Consider the following 16,281-nt stretch of genomic DNA (forward strand, 5'->3'; position numbering starts at 1 on the left):
CATGAACACCGCTGAGCTGGGCGACAGGATTTTGAATGGCGAGCGCCGTGCGCTGGCTCGTGCGATCACTCTGGTCGAAAGCGGCCGCGAAGACCACCGGGCGCAGGCGACCGAGTTGCTGGCCCATGTCGCCAAGTCCCAGCGGCAATCGCTGCGCATCGGTCTGTCGGGAACGCCGGGTGTGGGCAAGTCTACCTTTATCGAGAGCTTCGGCATGATGCTGATCGGGCAGGGGCTGCGGGTGGCGGTTCTGGCGGTCGATCCCAGCTCGGCCCGGTCGGGTGGCTCGATTCTGGGTGACAAAACCCGGATGGAGCGCCTGAGCCGCGAGAAAAACGCCTTTATCCGCCCGTCCCCCAGCCAGTCGCATTTGGGCGGTGTCGCGCGCCGCACGCGCGAGGCGATTGCTCTGTGCGAGGCGGCCGCTTTCGACGTGGTGCTGATCGAAACCGTTGGTGTGGGTCAGTCGGAAACCGTAGTGTCCGAGATGTCGGACCTGTTCCTGCTGCTGCTGGCACCGGCGGGTGGCGACGAGTTGCAGGGCGTCAAACGCGGCATCATGGAAATGGCCGACATGATTCTGGTCAACAAGGCGGACGGAGACCTGAAGGCCACCGCCACCCGCACCTGTGCCGATTACGCCGGCGCCCTGCGCCTGTTGCGCAAACGCCCACAGGATCCGGAAGGGTTCCCCAAGGCCATAACGGTCTCGGCGGTTGAAGAACACGGGCTCGAGGGCGCGTGGGCCGAAATGCAGTCCCTCACTCAATCGCGCCGGGACAGCGGCCACTGGGACGCGAACCGGTCGGAGCAGGCGCAATACTGGTTCGAGCAAGAGGTGCGCGCGGCCCTTCTGGCGCAATTGTCCACCGCTCAGGCGCGGGCGGAAATGGAGCAATTGGGCGCACAAGTGCGGGCAGGTGGGTTGAGTCCGTCGGCGGCTGCAGAATCCATGCTGTCGTCACTTATACCCGTTAGACGTTCTGGCTGATTGTTACGCGACGGACACTCGGACTGAAGCCGGGGTTATGAACTGACGGTGGCGCGGAAACGTGTTAGTCTGGCCTCCTGAAGTATTGGACCAGTCCGAATGCCCAGAATAGTTGGGACAAATAACGACGACGATATCGACGTCACAGACAACAGCGGGACCCTGAACGGGAATCCGCAGGGGTCTCCCATTGACAATATCCGGGGGCGGGGCGGTGACGATGACATAGATGTCACCAACAGTGTCATCGCCGACAACGTGCTCGGCAATGCCGGAAGTGACACCATAACCGTTACCAACAGCACCGTTGGCGGTCGCGTTGCATCGGGGGCGGATGCTGATACCGTTGACATTACTGGCTCGACCGTCGGGTCCATTCGGCTGGGCGGTGGTGACGACACCCTGAATTTCAGCAGTACGTCCGTTGGGGGCGATATTCGCGGTGGTAACGGAACGGACACGCTGAACCTGCCCGTCGGGACCGTGATCAATGACAGTGTTTTCGGCACCATCACGGTTGAGGATGGCGTCGGCTATTCATTGTCCAGCGGCACCTTTACCCTGCCGTCCGGCATCGTCGTCACGTATTCGGCGTTCGAAAACGGCTCGGGCGTTCCATGTTTTACCCGTGACACGTCTATTCTTACTCAGGCCGGAAAGCACCCGATTCAAGAGCTGCAGATCGGGGATATGATCCCCACCATGGAGCACGGGCTGCAAAGCATCCGGTGGATTGGTCGCCGCGGGTTCGACCGGGCCGCGTTGCTGAACAATCCACGCCTTTGGCCGGTTCGCATTCTGGCCGGGGCGCTGGGCAACGGGTTGCCCCGGCGGGACCTGCTGGTCTCGCGCCAACACAGGATGCTGGTGCAGTCGAAAATCGCGGAACGCATGTTCGGCACATCCGAGGTGCTGATCCCGGCAATCAAGCTGACCGTCTTGTCGGGGATCTTCGTCGATGAAACCGTGGCAGGGGTAGAGTATTTTCACCTGTTGTTTGATCGCCATCAGGTGATCTTTGCCGAAGACGCCCCGACCGAAAGCCTCTTCACCGGCTCTGAGGCTCTGAAGTCGCTGGGCGCGGACGCAAGGCGTGAGATTTTTGAGATTTTCCCTGAGCTGATCGAAATGCAACTGACACCAAGGCCTGCGCGCTATATCCCGCGCGGACGGCAGCAGGCGCGCCTGTTGGAACGGCACCGAAAGAACAACAAACCGCTTTTGCGGGCACAAACCTACCCGGTCAGTGACGACGGTTTAAAGAATTCCTGTGATCCGTCTTGACCCTTCCTGCGATTCCCACTACACGCATCCAACCAGTTTTCGGGCGCGACTTCGGGTTGCGCCCCTTGTGATTTGGCCGCGGGTATCATGCCCGGCCTCCAGAAACAAAGGAAGAAACCATGTCGCGCCGTTGCGAACTGACCGGAAAAGGCCCGATGACTGGCAACAATGTCAGCCATGCCAAAAACAGAACTCGTCGTCGTTTTCTGCCGAACCTGAACGACGTCACCCTGCAGTCCGAAACTCTGGGCCGTGGCGTCAAGCTGCGCATCTCGGCTGCTGCTCTGCGTTCGGTTGACCACCGCGGTGGTCTGGACGCGTTCCTGGCCAAAGCCAAGGACGAAGAGCTGTCGGCAAACGCGCTGAAAGTGAAGAAGGAAATCGCCAAGGCACAAGCCTCGGCCTAAGCCCTTTTTCCTTGCGAAGATTTCGGCCCTGTACCGCAAGGTGCAGGGTCTTTTCTTTCATGGCCTGTTCTCAAAATGGAACTAAAATTCCCTCGTTGGTGACATTGTTCACATACACTTTGCTCTGCCTGTTTTATGTTTAGTCATATTCATCTGGCGGAGTTCTATCTCATGTCTTTCAAACTATCTGATTATCTCTCCCTGTTGGCTGCCTTTTTTGGCAAGACGTTTGGGACATGCTTTCGGATGCAACGACAGGTGAACAGGTTGCATACGAGCCTGACCAAAGGGTCTGTCAAACGTCCCGGTGTGGACGGCTGACACCAAACCCAACTTTGAGGGCTTCGGGCGTATCCGATTGCGCTTGAAGCCCGCTTTGCGCCGGGCTTATATCTGGCGCAGGATGAAGACCGTTCTGAACAGATTCCTGCCTTTGGCACTTTCGCTGCTCGTCATATTGACGGGGCAGGGTGTGGCTGCGTCGCGTGGAATGGACAGAGCGGTGGGGCAGATGGTGCTGTGCACTGGCTCGGGTCCTGTGGTGGTCTATATGGACGCCGAAGGCCAACCGGCGCACCCTCCGCATTTCTGCCCGGATTATGCTCTGACCCTGTTGGGCGCGATTGCAGTTTCGGGCCCCGAACTGCCTGTGGTTCCGGAGGCCGGTCGGCCAGCCCCCTTGCGCAAGGCAGACAATCTGATTGCCCTTCCGGTTCCTTACAGACCGGCCCGTGCGCCTCCGGTTCTGATCTGAAACTTTACTCTTATCAGACACTTGAACAAGGAGAGGCGCAATGTCCCTCAAATCCAAACTTCTGGCCACTTTGGCCACCGCACTGCTGGCCACTTCTGCGTGGGCGCAGGATGCAATTTCCGTCAATGACGCTTATGCCCGGTCGTCTGGCAAGTCGGCCAAGGCCGGCGCGGCTTTCATGATGATCCAAAACTCTGGCGAAACCGATGACCGGCTGATCGGTGCAGAATCGGATGCTGCCGCGCGGGTCGAGTTGCATACCCACCAGGTTGATGACAGTGGCGTGGCCAAGATGGTGCATGTCGAGGAAGGCTTTGTCATTCCGGCAGGCGAGATGCACATGCTGAAACGCGGCGGTGACCATGTGATGTTCATGGGCCTGACCGCTCCGTTCGAACATGGTGCGACGATTCCCGTGACCCTGATCTTTGAAAAGGCGGGTGAGGTCGAGATCGAGGTTCCCGTCGATCTGGAGCGTCAGGACAAAGGCGGTCACGGTTCGCATTCGAACTGAGCGAACGCCTGTCTTCGGGCCGCTCTGCGGCCCTCATCCATGCGTCAGGTCGGGCTTTGCCCGGCCTGTTTGCATTGGGTCGAACGGTTCAGCGATTGACCACCCGCATCGCGACACGGTCATGGGCGCGCTTGAACCGCGCGGTCAGCCAGAACATCACCGCCGAGAAGGCCAGGGCTCCGAACGCGATGGCCCATCCCAGCGCCACCATGCCGCTGCCGGGCCAGAAGATCAGCACCAGCCCAATCACCAGCGCCACGATCCCCGAGTTGCGGACCGAAGCGGCATCGGGGTGTTGATCCGACATCTGCCGCCAGGCCATCAGAGAGCCGACCCCCATGATCAGCGCCCACGCGCCCAGCAGGAAGAAGGTCAGCCGGGCTACGCCCTCGGGCCAGATCAATAGCACCAGCCCGATCAGGAGCGCGCCGATACCAACGCCTCCGATCAGGCCACGCCGTCCGAAGCCCAGCAAGGTCAAGCCGCCGTCGAACACCAGCAAAAGGCCGACAAGTCGCAACAGCAGAGAGATGCTGCCCGTCGGCCAGAACAGCGCTGCAACGCCCAGCGCCCCGGCCAGAACCCCACGCAGCAGGAAAGTCCACCACAGGCCTGCCAACTGATCGCCCAGCGCGTCGCGGCTGTCCAGGCTGCTGTCATCAAGAATCTCTTCGCGTGGATACTGGGGGTCTGTCATGATGCTCTCCGGGCGTGTTAGGCCTTTACTATAAACAGGAAAATTCGCCGCTGTCTGCGGGGATCGCGATCATGGTCGGCCCAGCAGTCCCTCGACCCAGCGTGGGACGGTTTCGGATGCGGGACCGAGGATAACGTCATCAAAACTTGACGCGCCATCCGACGGGGCGAGGTTCAGTTCGACCGTCTGCGCACCGGACATGCGGGCCTCGTGCACGAAGGCAGCCGCGGGGTAGACCTGGCCCGAGGTGCCGATGGCCGCGAACAGGGCTGCATCGGCCAGATGGTCATAGATCGCATCCATGTGGTACGGCATTTCGCCAAACCAGACCACATCCGGCCGCGCAGTGGGGGCGTCACAGACCGGGCAGGGCTCACCTACCGCCATCTCGGGTGGAGAGGACCACCGGTGATCACAGGCTGCGCACAGCGCCCCGGCCAGCGTGCCGTGCATGTGGATCACGTTTTGGGCACCGCCAGCCTCGTGCAGGCTATCGACATTCTGAGTGACGATCACTACGTCACCACGGAATCCCTGCTGCAGGCGGGCCAGCGCTTTGTGTGCCGCGTTTGGTTGTGCCTTGGAGGCCTGAACCCGGCGGGCGTTGTAGAACCTGTGGACCATAGCAGGATCGCGGGCAAAGCCCTCGGGTGTGGCGACATCCTCGATCCGATGCTGCGCCCACAGGCCGTCTTCGTCGCGGAACGTGCCCAATCCGCTTTCAGCGGAAATTCCGGCCCCTGTCAGAATGACGATCTTTTCCATCTTTGCCTCACGCGTTACACCTTGGCTCATGACCCACCGTATCCTCTTTGTCTGTCTGGGCAATATCTGCCGTTCCCCTGCCGCCGAGGGCGCGTTTCGCGCCCGTGCACCACACTACATGACCGACAGTGCCGGGACCTCGGGCTGGCATATCGGTGAACCGCCCTATGGGCCGATGCAGGCAGCGGCGCGGGCACGGGGTATCGACCTGAGCGACCTGCGGGCGCGGCAATTCGGGATTGATGATTTTGATCGGTTCGACCTGATCATCGGTATGGATACCGAGAACATCAGGAATATCGAGACCTTGCGGCCCGCGGGGAATGAGACCCCGGTTCGCCTGCTGACCGATTTCGCGCTTCAGTCGGGGGCTGATCATGTGCCCGACCCCTACTATACGCGGGATTTTGATGGGGCGCTGGACCTGATCGAGGCCGCCGTGGCGGGGCTCGAGGCGCATCTGCGGGCTTAGCCCATCACCTTCAGACGGTCGGTGAGCCATGGCAATTGCGCCAGCGCCGGGTCGACAATCTGGTTGCGCATCAGGCGACGCATCATGCCGGCAACCTCTTGCGGAACCTGATCGGACCAGTCGGTGCGGGTGAACAGGGAAATCGTGCGCGCAAAATCTCCGAAGGGGGCGGGGTGGGCCTCAAGCGCGTCGTGAAATCGGGTTGCCCGCATATAGCCCAGCGGCGTGGTGATCGCCCAGCCCAGCCCACGCGCGACCATTGCCATCAGAGCCAGATGGGAACCGATCTCGAACCGCTCTTCGTATTCCAGCCGCTGCCGGGCCAGATGGGCCTCGATCTGGCGGCTGATCAATTGATCGCGGGCATAACGCAGAAAGGGCAGTTCCTGAATGGCGTTTTCAGCCTCTTTGGGCGTCACCAGAATGAACGGGTCCTGTACCAGAGGGTATTCGACCACGCCCTCCAGCACCTCGCCGGAATGGGCCGATACCATCAGATGCAGGCGCTGGGCCTCAAGCTCTTCGAATAAATCCAGGCTGGGCAGGGTGAGCAGCTTGAAATTCGAACGTGTCAGGCTGTCGGCCAGCAGGGTGGCCAGCCGTGGGGTCAGGTCATTGTCGAAATCGTCGATCAGGCCGATGGATAGGGTGGTCAGATGGCCCAGATCCATCACAGTCAGCTCGCTTTGCGCCATCTGGAGTTCGGCCAGTACCGTCTCGGTCCGGGCCAGAAAGCTGCGCCCCGCTTGCGTCAACCGCATCGGGCGGCGTCCGTGATCGACCAGTTCCGTTCCCAGGGCGTTTTCCAGGTTACGCAATTGCTGCGATACCGAGGGCTGGCTGAGCCCCGTGATCTCGGCGGCCTGCGCCACCGATCCCGTCCGCGCCAAGGCCTCGAACACTTCGAGCCCGCGCAGGGTCAGCCCTTTCATAACCATTAGACACACCTTTCGCTGCGCCTTTTCTGGGGCGCAGTGCGGATCAGGTCAAGGATTGAGATGAGCTTAGCTGCAGATGGCCTGTGCCATCTGGCCGAAATTCCGATACCGATCCCACAGCGCATCGTCACGTGCGGTTTTGGACATCTTCAATTCTTGCGCCTGATGGGGGTTGCTAAACCACTTGGCGACCGTCTTCTGATCGCTGCGGGTCAGCGCCTGATTGGCCACCCGCTGGATACAACTGCACCGATCCCGCGTCGCTGCCGTGCGGTCTGACGCCAGACATGCCCGTTTTATCTGCGCAGCCTCGATAGGTGCCGGAGCCACTGCCGTCAACGACGTGGCGCAAAATGCGATTAAGAGGAACTGTTTCATGCTCGAGCCTCGTTTTTGCCTGCCCGGAGGGATCTGTCGCCCCATTCGGTCTGGGCGGAAGTATGAATCAAACGCCCCACTGGATCAATGGACAAGATTTTCTGCATCAAAAAGGTGGCGTCGCGCCGCTTCAGGGCCAATCTTGCGGTCTGCATCGCATTGCGGTTTTGCGCCGCGAGATCGGGAAAAAACAGGGCGTCGGGGTCATCAGACGCGCCCGACGGTGACGCAAGAAGGCTTTCAGAAGCTGCGCCATTGGCTTTGATCACCGCGTGCCGGTCCAGCAGTAGGTGATGATAGCGGGCCGTTTTTTCATCCGATAGGCCGGCGAGACCAGAGTCCACAAGGCTGATGGCGGGCACAAAGACCTCGGGCACACCAAAATGCAGTTCGGCAAGGGGATGGGTGACCAGAAGCCTGTGCTGTTGCGACACCATCAAGGGCGCAAAATTCGTCAGCACATCTGTTGGGATTTCGACCATCCGGAACCGCCCGGTTGCGATCACATCCCGCGAACCGACCCAGCGGACAGGGGCAAACCCGTCGTCCTGCGTCCAAACCACGTCGCCGGGTTTCAACGTCTCGATAGGGGTATCCCCCTGATCGGTGCGGATCAGTGTCCCGTGGCGGTAACAGATCGGCGTGACGTAATCGACTGCCGCAAAGCTGGGTCCTTCCTGCGTGCTGACAACCTGCAGTTCCACACCGGCCGGGGGAAACTCACCCGGGCCGCCAATGAAGGCAATCCCTTCTACCGTGGCATAGGACGGGGACGAGTTGTTCACGTTGAAGGCGACGGCCTGATAGGTGTTTACCCCGTCTGTCAGCGTTATGCCGTATTCGGCCTCGACCCGTGTGCCATCGGTGAATAACGTCCCGTCAATCGTTTGATCGCCATCCAGCCTCTGATTGCTGTCATTGTCGGCGAAATTGGCATCGTTGCCGCCATCGCGAATGAACACTTCGGTGGCCGCGTGGGTGTCGATGGTGATGGTCTGGCCGATCAGGTGGCTTCCGTCGCCCTGATTGAGGCCGTCCAGCCCCTGCGCCAACGAGGTTGACAGCTGACTTTCACCCATAACAAATATTGAATAATCAGCCATCTAGTTCACTGCTCTCTCACCGGTGTTTTGATCGGTTGTTAGCAAAATCACCGGCAGACCTCAATTTACAGTAAACGCGGCTGGTCAATAACGCGCTCTGAACGTCCTGTCAGGGCGCTTCCCGGCTTGACGAGGGGCCAATCTACGGACATATCCCGATCCATGACAGACCTCGCTCATATCCGCAATTTCTCCATTGTCGCCCATATCGACCATGGCAAATCCACCCTTGCTGACCGGCTCATCCAAGAGACCGGAACGGTCAAGGATCGCGACATGAAGGAACAGCTGCTCGACAGCATGGATATCGAGCGTGAACGCGGCATCACCATCAAGGCCAACACGGTCCGCATCGACTATACCGCCGATGACGGTGAGAAATATGTACTGAACCTGATCGACACGCCCGGCCACGTGGATTTTGCCTATGAGGTTTCGCGATCCATGCGTGCCGTCGAAGGCTCGCTTCTGGTTGTGGACTCGACCCAAGGGGTTGAGGCGCAGACGCTGGCCAACGTGTATCAGGCCATTGACGCCGATCATGAGATCGTGCCGGTGCTGAACAAGATCGACCTGCCCGCGTCCGATTGTGACCGCGTGGCTGAACAGATCGAGGACGTGATCGGCATCGACGCGACCGACGCCATTCAGGTCAGCGCCAAGACGGGGCAGGGCATCCACGAGACGCTCGAGGCCATCGTGAAACAACTGCCCGCACCGCAGGGTAATCTGGACGCGCCACTCAAGGCGATGCTGGTGGATTCGTGGTACGACGCCTATCTCGGCGTCATCGTTCTGGTCCGCATCATGGACGGCACGCTGAAAAAGGGGATGCGGGTCAAGTTCATGTCGAACAACACCCTGCACCATGTCGACCGCGTCGGCGTATTCCGGCCCGAGATGGAGATGGTCGATTCCTTGGGGCCCGGTGAGATCGGCTTTTTGACGGCGTCCATCAAACAGGTCCGGGACACCCGCGTCGGTGACACCATCACCAATGACCGCAACGGTACCGAAATCGCCCTGCCGGGCTTCAAACCCGCGCAGCCTGTGGTGTTCTGTGGCCTCTTCCCCGTGGACAGTGCCGAATTCGAAGACCTGCGCGACGCGATCGACAAACTGGCGCTGAACGACGCCTCGTTCTCGTTCGAAATGGAAACCTCTGCAGCCCTTGGTTTTGGCTTCCGCTGCGGCTTCCTGGGCCTGCTGCACCTTGAGGTCATCCGCGATCGCATCGAACGCGAATATGATATCGAGCTTATCACCACCGCGCCGTCGGTGATCTATCACGTCTACATGAAAGACGGCGAGATGATCGAGCTGCACAACCCCGCCGACATGCCCGATCCGTCCAAGGTCGACCATATCGAGGAACCGCGCATCAAGGCGACCATTCTGGTGCCGGATGAATACCTCGGCGACGTGCTGAAACTCTGCCAGGACCGCCGCGGCATCCAGCTGGACCTGACCTATGCGGGCAGCCGCGCCATGGTCGTCTATGACCTGCCGCTGAACGAGGTCGTTTTTGATTTCTACGACCGCCTGAAATCGGTGACCAAGGGTTATGCCTCGTTCGACTATCAGATGACCGGTTATACCGAGGACAATCTGGTCAAGATGTCGGTGCTGGTGAATGACGAACCGGTCGATGCGCTGTCGACCATGGTTCACCGCGACCGGGCCGAGATGCGGGGCCGGGCGATGTGCGAAAAGCTCAAGGACCTGATCCCGCGCCACATGTTCAAAATCCCGATCCAGGCGGCCATCGGCGGCAAGGTCATCGCGCGCGAGACCCTCTCGGCCCTGCGCAAGGACGTGACCGCCAAATGCTACGGAGGCGACGCCACACGGAAACGCAAACTGCTGGACAAGCAGAAGGCCGGTAAGAAGAAGATGCGCCAGTTCGGGAAGGTCGATATTCCGCAGGAGGCGTTCATCTCTGCGTTGAAGATGGACTCTTGATAGATCGATCTATCGATGGTTGTGTGAGGGCGAGACGATTGTCTCGCCCTTTTGCGTGAGATAGTTGCAAGAAGTATTCAGTAAGGCGCATTGGATTTATGGAAGAAGTTATTGAAGTTGATAATGTAGTTACTCCTGTCGTTTTGACCCTCAAAATAGACAACAGCCAACCGATTGAATTGAGCGATTTTGTAGGAGCTTTCACATCGCTAGCACGAGAATACCGAACTCAGATACGTGACAACCCTGATTACGAAGATGACGCGCAAATCTATGTAAAAGAGGTAAGAAAAGGGTCAATCATTGCGGATTTGATGCCTGTTATTGCGTCTACGGCGCCAATTGTTGCCCAATATGCAGACCAGGCTTGGCAAGCTATTGAGTTCGTAAACAAATGGGAAGAACGGATTTCCGGACTCATTTCTGGAAACGCTCCAAAAGATGCTCAGAAATCTGATTTGGATACATTCAGCAATGCGGTAGCCGCTATTGCACGTGATCCCGACGCTTCTTCAACGCTGGAGGCCGCAACGTTCGAAGACGGAAAGCGCCAAGTAAGAGCAGCATTTAAGTTCAATTCTAAACAAGCAGTTGCTGCAGAAAAGACGCTTAAGTCTGCGTATCAGCAGCTTGAGCAAGAAAAAACAGATACGCGTGAGCGTGTTCTCATGATCTTCACTCGCTCTGACGTAAAAGATGCGCCCAATGACAAGCGTAGTGGCGAACGAGTAGTCATAGAAGAAATTTCCAAAAAAGATCTAGCGATAATGTATGCTTCCGACTTGGCTAAGGAACGCATAAAGCACGAAGTACGTGAGGCCGACGATAATATTTTTAAGAAGGGCTTCGTTGTGGATGTGATCGTTGTTTCACGAAACAAAAGACCTGTAGCATACAAAATCACTGAGGTTTATGAGGTGATTGATTTGCCTGACGAAGAGTAGAGAGACTATCTCTAGTTGAAAAGCGCTGAGAGCTACTCGAAAGCAAATAGACCCGCCCGGCAGCACCGCCGGGCCGCGCCGACCGCCCTCCGCTCCGCTGATCGATCGTTGCAGGCGCGTTTGCGCACAGGGGCTCCGTCCGATCGAAAGTCTCCGCATCAGCCATCCCTTGCCGATCCGCTGCATTGGACGCTGACGCCCTCCGGGCCTGACCCGTTTCATGGTATTCTCATCACACCCCAAAACACGGGAGGATGAATCCATGAAACATCTGTCTCTGGCCGCTGCCTTCTGCCTTTTCGCCGCGCCCGCCTTTGCCCATCAATGCCCCACCGACATTGCCGCTATCGATGCCGCTCTGGCTGCGGGCCCCGACCTGTCTGAGGAACAGATCACACAGGTTGAAACATGGCGCGACGAAGGTGCCGCGCTGCACGATGCAGGTGATCATGACGCGTCGGTTGCAACTCTGGCCCAGGCCAAAGAACTGCTTGGTCTGAACTGACACTATATTGCCGGATCCGGATTGGTGAACGGGTTGAGCGTTTGCGCCAGCCCGGGGGCCGGTCGTGACCTTCAGTTCTACCTATCAACCGTTATTTGGTTGCATTTAAAATGGAAGCGATTGAGATTTGTACGACCATGCGCAACTCCAACCCCAAGATCGAATTCTCAATTTTGTGCCTGCTAGTGGCGGGCATGCTGGTCTACCGGTGGACTAAATTCGAACCATGGTTCGTCTCCGATACAATCTGCGCGGTCGTGATCGTGGGAACGTCTTACCTCTACTACTTTAAGTGGAAACGAAAAAAATAAGCAAATGGCGAAGGTCGTGATGTCGCGCATACTGACCCAGATCAAGGACCTACGCCCGGCCTCGATTCTAACGTCCGCGAAAACAGACTGGTAAAAAACGAGGCCCCTATGTCGCCCCTGACGCTGATCCTTCATATCTTCCTTGGTTCCACCCTTGCCGGGTGCGCTGTGATTGCGGTGCTGGTCATGGGGCACGCCGCGTGGACGACCCTGCTGATCGCGGCGGTTGTCGGCTTTGTCGCGGCGTTCCCGGTTTCATTTCTGGTGGCCCGCAAGCTGGAAGGCTGAGCGCCCGGTTTAGACGCAAAGATCGGAATGTGTTATCCTCCGCGCGGGGGACCGCGTTCAGGCGGCCTTTTCTTTATATGCTTGCAACGCAAGACCCTCAGAAATGAGAGGTTATTATGCACAAGTTCTTGAAAGCGACCGCAACCACAGCCCTGACTCTGGGCCTGTTCGCAGGCCCGGCCCTGGCTGAGACTTTTGACGCCACCGGCAAGGGCACGGGGACGAATGCGAACCAGGTCTATGCCATCGCGGACGGCCACGCGGTGATCAAGTCGCAAACCGATTATGACAGTTTCGAGGTCGCCGCCGGGCACCCTCTGGAAGGTGCGTCGGGTACCTGTTTCGGCGCGGTGCTGGTCAATGGGGCTGGGGTCTCGGGCACCGGGAATTGCGTGTTCGACACCGCCTCGGGCGAAAAAGCGGTGATGACCTGGACGGCCACGGGGATCGGTGCGGATGGCGCCTTGACCGGTGACTGGACGGTGTCGGGCGGCTCGGGCAATTGGGCCAGCGCGACGGGGGGCGGGAGCTTTTCGTCTCTGACCGACCCCGATACCAAGAAGTTTGTGAATACGATCACCGGCAGTATCACGGTGGAATAAATTTAGGTTTCACAATGAGTTAGGGCGGGGGATATGCCCCCGTCCGCCTGAAAGGTCTGAGGGTTCAATGAACCACAGATGAAGTTTCCCTTAGGTAAGTTGCAACCGGCTCTTTCCCTTCCAATCTGTTCAGCAGGCCAAGGACGGCCACAGTTTTGGAGGAGAGAGCCAATGACCAGATACATGACTGCCGGAGCAGCCGCTCTGGCCGCGACCCTCACCCTTGGAACGGCCGCTCTGGCCGACGCGCCGGACCTGCGCGGCACATGGCTGGGGTCGTATACGACCGTCTCGCCATCCCATACCTATCGCGGCGATGAACCCCGGTTCAATCAAGCCGAGTGGATGCTGGACATCCAGATTCAGGAAGAAAACGTCTTCTGGGGTCCCAGCAAATGGCGGCGCGATGGCGACACCGAATGGAATGCGAATGAGGCCACCGGCACCATCAGCCTCGATGGATCCGGCAGCATCGGGATCGTCGAAACCTCACCGCTGGTCATCGGCGCGAATGCGTTGATCGATGCCCGGTACGAAGACGGAAAGATCTTTGCGGATTTCCGTAGCCTGCGTAACGGAACGACCTACAGCACCGTTCTGGAACGTCAGGTGAACTGAAGTGTCTCTGGCCCGATCGGTCTGTAGGGGGTACTGGCTGCTGTTCGTCGCAGCGCGTAATTGGTAATCCCGGTTGGGCCAGAGCGCTTCTCAGGAAACGGAACCAATGTCTCCGACGGGAGGAGACGGGTCGGACGGCCATTGCGCCACCTGCGACAGTGTTCGGATCGGAGCGTGCCGGGTTGCGGCGTAGCCATGCACGGACCGTCGGAACCTCGTGAACCTTCAGCACGGCGTTGTAGAATGGGCAGAGGCGCGCCCCGGCCCCGGTTCCGTTTCCATGTCTCTAGACCGTATGAGGCCTGAGACGAATCGCGGCACCGGGAATCTGAGGGGCAGAGTGCCCTGATTTCACGCACGGATGTCTGCTCAACCCCTTCGCAGGTGCAGAAACTTGGCTTGAATGGGTCTTTTGACGCCACTCGGAGTTTTCCTGCTTCAAACCGGCAGAGCTGCGCGACTTCCGGAGTTATCCCCAAAATTCTCCCAGTGGATATCAACACGTTATCCCCGTCTAAATTTCATGCTGCAGTGCTATTTTCTTGTCGGACCCGGGCGCGGGTGCAACGATCATCCCACCACAACGGTTCTCAGGAACCTGGGTGGGGCGCAAAGGCCAGGGGGTCAGCGCGGCAAGGGCAGGTTTTAGGATCTGACTTGTTGTGCAGAGACTTACCGGTGGATGGTCGTTTGATCGGGGTTTCGTACCCGGATCAGAGGTTCAGCCTCTCAGAAGGCCGACGCGTGCTGTGTGGTGCCTATCGGTGCGGCATGGCGGTCGTGGTCCTTATCAGGGCCAGGGCAACTGGCTCGGGACGTCCCCCGGACGTGTCGACCCGGCAAGGCGTCAGGAGTGTCCGCAAGGATACGTGCATAGACCGCGTCTACGCACCTGACGCCTTTTCCTTTTGCCGTCTTTCGGCTTGAAACAGGCTGCCACTTTACCTTTGTTTGAAAAACAGCGGGGCCTTGTGCGTTCACAAGAGCCCCGCTGTTCAGTCAGAAATGCAATGCCGCATCCATGCACCGGAACCCTGAAACCTACGCTGGGTCAGCTGAGTTATCTTCTGTACGTAGGGGGCAGGCTTCGCAGGCTAACGACATTCAGAGCGTCAAAGGTTTTCCTGAACGTCCGAGGCCGCGTCCTGAATCGCGTCACCCGCTTTCTCGATATCTTTGCCAGCGCCTTTGGCAGTTTCGCAGGCGGTGAGAGTGAACAGGGCAAGCCCAATCAGAATTGCACGGATCATCGGTGTCTCCATTCGTGTCAGTCCTGTGTTGCGTAACAGTTTTCCCTGAATGGAACCAGTGCTTTGAGGCCTGTTCAGCCATTGAGGGTAGATGGGGTGAAGATGGTGATCGGAACGCCACAGAGGTGTGCGATCAGCCTTTTTCTTCGCCGCAAAACATGTCGTAGACCAGCTCGATCATGCGGCGTGGGCGATCATCGGCAAGACGATAGTAGATCGCTTTGCCCTCGCGGCGGGGCGTCACTAGCCCTTCAAGCCGCAAACGCGACAGCTGCTGAGACACGGCCGCCTGCCGGGCGGACAGCAACTCTTCCAACTCGGTCACGGATTTTTCGCCGGACACAAGATGGCACAGGATCATAAGTCGGCCTTCGTGGCTGATGGCTTTCAGGAAATTCGACGCGCGCGTCGCGTTTTCAACCATCTTGTCGAATGTTTCGGGAGGCATGTCTTGCGAAAGCTGGGGAAGGGCCATCGTTTTCTCCTTGTTTGCGCGCGAACCAGGTGGAGGTGGTGAGTGCGGGTTCGCGGACTAGAGTGTCTTGGGTACTTACTTTGAGCATGTATTTCCATATGCATGAATCAAAATGATGTGATGTAAGGGGGCTATACGTGAAGACCGCTCTCTGTGCTGACGACGAAATAGCGGGTTCGACACTCAAATCCCGGTGGCAGGGCCTGAAGTCCCTGGCCCCCCTTGCAGCCCCCCGGTGGCGACACTAAGACTCGGGTAACGTTTCTTCGGGTAGTGTCCCGATCCATTGCAAAGCAGGCAGGTTCAGAATGTTCGATCCAGTTGATACCTATATGAATACGCTCGTCCCGATGGTGGTCGAACAGACCAGCCGGGGCGAACGCGCCTACGATATTTTCTCGCGCCTTCTGAAAGAGCGGATCATTTTCATCAACGGCCCGATCCATGACGGGATGAGCCATCTGGTCGTCGCCCAGTTGCTGCATCTCGAAGCGGAAAACCCCAGCAAAGAGATCTCGATCTACATCAATTCACCTGGCGGTGTTGTGACCAGCGGTTTGTCGATTTACGACACAATGCAGTATATCAAGCCGAAATGTTCGACATTGGTGATCGGTCAGGCGGCCTCGATGGGGTCGGTTCTTCTGGCCGGTGGCGAGAAGGGAATGCGGTTCTCACTGCCCAACAGCCGCATCATGGTGCACCAGCCCAGTGGTGGCTATCAGGGTCAGGCCAGCGACATCATGATTCACGCGGCCGAGACGCAGAAACTGAAAGATCGCCTGTATGACATCTACGTGCGTCATACCGGGCAGACCAAAAAGGCGGTTGAAAAAGCGCTTGATCGTGACAATTTCATGAGCCCGGAAGAGGCGAAAGACTGGGGTCACATCGACGAAATCGTCGAAAACCGCGCCAAAATGGACGGTGACGACGCCTAAGGTTAAGCCCCCGCGCGGGTTGCGCGGGGCACATTTTGAGATTGTAGCCGTCTCGGTGCTGGCCTAAGCTGCACCAACAGGC

General features: G+C 58.5%; 20 protein-coding genes. 13 read left to right on the plus strand and 7 right to left on the minus strand.

What is annotated here, in order from left to right; genetic code table 11:
- Position 1: 1 nt before the first annotated feature.
- From meaB to GOX88_RS16870, 5 genes are all read left to right on the plus strand, one after another.
- Positions 2-991, plus strand: a complete 990-nt coding sequence (gene meaB / locus GOX88_RS16850) for a methylmalonyl Co-A mutase-associated GTPase MeaB (protein WP_170404322.1) — start codon at positions 2-4, stop codon at positions 989-991.
- A 99-nt stretch (positions 992-1,090) separates the two neighbouring features.
- Positions 1,091-2,275 carry a Hint domain-containing protein gene (locus GOX88_RS16855; RefSeq protein WP_170404324.1) on the plus strand — a complete coding sequence of 395 codons (1,185 nt, stop codon included), beginning with the start codon at positions 1,091-1,093 and terminating at the stop codon, positions 2,273-2,275.
- A 119-nt stretch (positions 2,276-2,394) separates the two neighbouring features.
- Positions 2,395-2,682, plus strand: coding sequence for a 50S ribosomal protein L28 (rpmB, locus tag GOX88_RS16860; RefSeq protein ID WP_039532366.1), 288 nt, complete (start codon positions 2,395-2,397; stop codon positions 2,680-2,682).
- 358 nt (positions 2,683-3,040) lie between these two features.
- On the plus strand, positions 3,041-3,436 hold the full coding sequence (locus GOX88_RS16865; protein WP_254436197.1) for a hypothetical protein: 396 nt from the start codon (positions 3,041-3,043) through the stop codon (positions 3,434-3,436).
- Positions 3,437-3,476: 40 nt separating this feature from the next.
- Positions 3,477-3,950: a copper chaperone PCu(A)C gene (locus GOX88_RS16870; protein ID WP_170404327.1), complete on the plus strand. Its 474-nt coding sequence runs from the start codon at positions 3,477-3,479 to the stop codon at positions 3,948-3,950.
- A gap of 88 nt (positions 3,951-4,038) precedes the next feature.
- Here the strand turns inward: GOX88_RS16870 and GOX88_RS16875 are convergent, their stop codons facing one another.
- Together GOX88_RS16875 and GOX88_RS16880 are read right to left on the minus strand one after the other, a co-directional pair.
- Entirely contained in the window at positions 4,039-4,647 is a 609-nt protein-coding gene (locus GOX88_RS16875; protein ID WP_170404330.1) for an HdeD family acid-resistance protein, read from the minus strand.
- A gap of 69 nt (positions 4,648-4,716) precedes the next feature.
- Complete coding sequence (locus GOX88_RS16880) at positions 4,717-5,412, minus strand: NAD-dependent deacylase (RefSeq protein WP_170404530.1); 696 nt, start codon at positions 5,410-5,412, stop codon at positions 4,717-4,719.
- A gap of 28 nt (positions 5,413-5,440) precedes the next feature.
- On the opposite strand from GOX88_RS16880, the gene GOX88_RS16885 reads away from it, so the two are divergent.
- Entirely contained in the window at positions 5,441-5,884 is a 444-nt protein-coding gene (locus GOX88_RS16885) for a low molecular weight protein-tyrosine-phosphatase (protein ID WP_170404332.1), read from the plus strand.
- Here the strand turns inward: GOX88_RS16885 and GOX88_RS16890 are convergent.
- The 3 genes from GOX88_RS16890 to GOX88_RS16900 form a co-directional block, all read right to left on the minus strand.
- On the minus strand, positions 5,881-6,822 hold the full coding sequence (locus tag GOX88_RS16890; RefSeq protein ID WP_170404335.1) for a LysR family transcriptional regulator: 942 nt from the start codon (positions 6,820-6,822) through the stop codon (positions 5,881-5,883). The two genes, GOX88_RS16885 and GOX88_RS16890, sit on opposite strands and share 4 nt — an antisense overlap.
- Positions 6,823-6,888: 66 nt before the next feature.
- A complete protein-coding gene (locus GOX88_RS16895; RefSeq protein ID WP_170404338.1) occupies positions 6,889-7,200 on the minus strand; it encodes a hypothetical protein in 312 nt (103 codons plus the stop codon).
- Positions 7,197-8,303 (minus strand): Hint domain-containing protein, encoded by a 1,107-nt coding sequence (locus GOX88_RS16900; RefSeq protein WP_170404341.1) that lies wholly within the window; start codon positions 8,301-8,303, stop codon positions 7,197-7,199. The genes GOX88_RS16895 and GOX88_RS16900 overlap by 4 nt, the downstream gene beginning before the upstream one ends.
- Before the next feature lie 162 nt (positions 8,304-8,465).
- Between GOX88_RS16900 and lepA the strand changes: the two genes are divergently transcribed.
- The 6 genes from lepA (at position 8,466) to GOX88_RS16930 (ending at position 13,533) form a co-directional block, all read left to right on the plus strand.
- Positions 8,466-10,265 carry a translation elongation factor 4 gene (lepA, locus tag GOX88_RS16905; protein ID WP_170404344.1) on the plus strand — a complete coding sequence of 600 codons (1,800 nt, stop codon included), beginning with the start codon at positions 8,466-8,468 and terminating at the stop codon, positions 10,263-10,265.
- A 98-nt stretch (positions 10,266-10,363) separates the two neighbouring features.
- Complete coding sequence (locus tag GOX88_RS16910; RefSeq protein ID WP_170404347.1) at positions 10,364-11,209, plus strand: hypothetical protein; 846 nt, start codon at positions 10,364-10,366, stop codon at positions 11,207-11,209.
- A gap of 262 nt (positions 11,210-11,471) precedes the next feature.
- Positions 11,472-11,714: a hypothetical protein gene (locus tag GOX88_RS16915; RefSeq protein ID WP_170404350.1), complete on the plus strand. Its 243-nt coding sequence runs from the start codon at positions 11,472-11,474 to the stop codon at positions 11,712-11,714.
- A gap of 419 nt (positions 11,715-12,133) precedes the next feature.
- On the plus strand, positions 12,134-12,313 hold the full coding sequence (locus GOX88_RS16920; RefSeq protein ID WP_170332614.1) for a CTP synthetase: 180 nt from the start codon (positions 12,134-12,136) through the stop codon (positions 12,311-12,313).
- A gap of 116 nt (positions 12,314-12,429) precedes the next feature.
- Positions 12,430-12,915 (plus strand): hypothetical protein, encoded by a 486-nt coding sequence (locus tag GOX88_RS16925; protein ID WP_170404353.1) that lies wholly within the window; start codon positions 12,430-12,432, stop codon positions 12,913-12,915.
- Between the two features lie 171 nt (positions 12,916-13,086).
- Positions 13,087-13,533, plus strand: coding sequence for a hypothetical protein (locus tag GOX88_RS16930; protein ID WP_170404356.1), 447 nt, complete (start codon positions 13,087-13,089; stop codon positions 13,531-13,533).
- 1,112 nt (positions 13,534-14,645) lie between these two features.
- Here the strand turns inward: GOX88_RS16930 and GOX88_RS16935 are convergent.
- Both GOX88_RS16935 and GOX88_RS16940 read right to left on the minus strand, forming a co-directional pair.
- Positions 14,646-14,783, minus strand: a complete 138-nt coding sequence (locus GOX88_RS16935; protein ID WP_170404358.1) for an entericidin A/B family lipoprotein — start codon at positions 14,781-14,783, stop codon at positions 14,646-14,648.
- Positions 14,784-14,916: 133 nt separating this feature from the next.
- On the minus strand, positions 14,917-15,258 hold the full coding sequence (locus tag GOX88_RS16940; RefSeq protein WP_170404361.1) for an ArsR/SmtB family transcription factor: 342 nt from the start codon (positions 15,256-15,258) through the stop codon (positions 14,917-14,919).
- A gap of 308 nt (positions 15,259-15,566) precedes the next feature.
- On the opposite strand from GOX88_RS16940, the gene GOX88_RS16945 reads away from it, so the two are divergent.
- Positions 15,567-16,199 carry an ATP-dependent Clp protease proteolytic subunit gene (locus GOX88_RS16945; protein ID WP_170384786.1) on the plus strand — a complete coding sequence of 211 codons (633 nt, stop codon included), beginning with the start codon at positions 15,567-15,569 and terminating at the stop codon, positions 16,197-16,199.
- Positions 16,200-16,281: the final 82 nt, after the last annotated feature.

Origin of the sequence: Ruegeria arenilitoris, from assembly GCF_013030985.1 — a bacterium.
Taxonomy (GTDB): Bacteria; Pseudomonadota; Alphaproteobacteria; order Rhodobacterales; family Rhodobacteraceae; genus Ruegeria; species Ruegeria arenilitoris_B.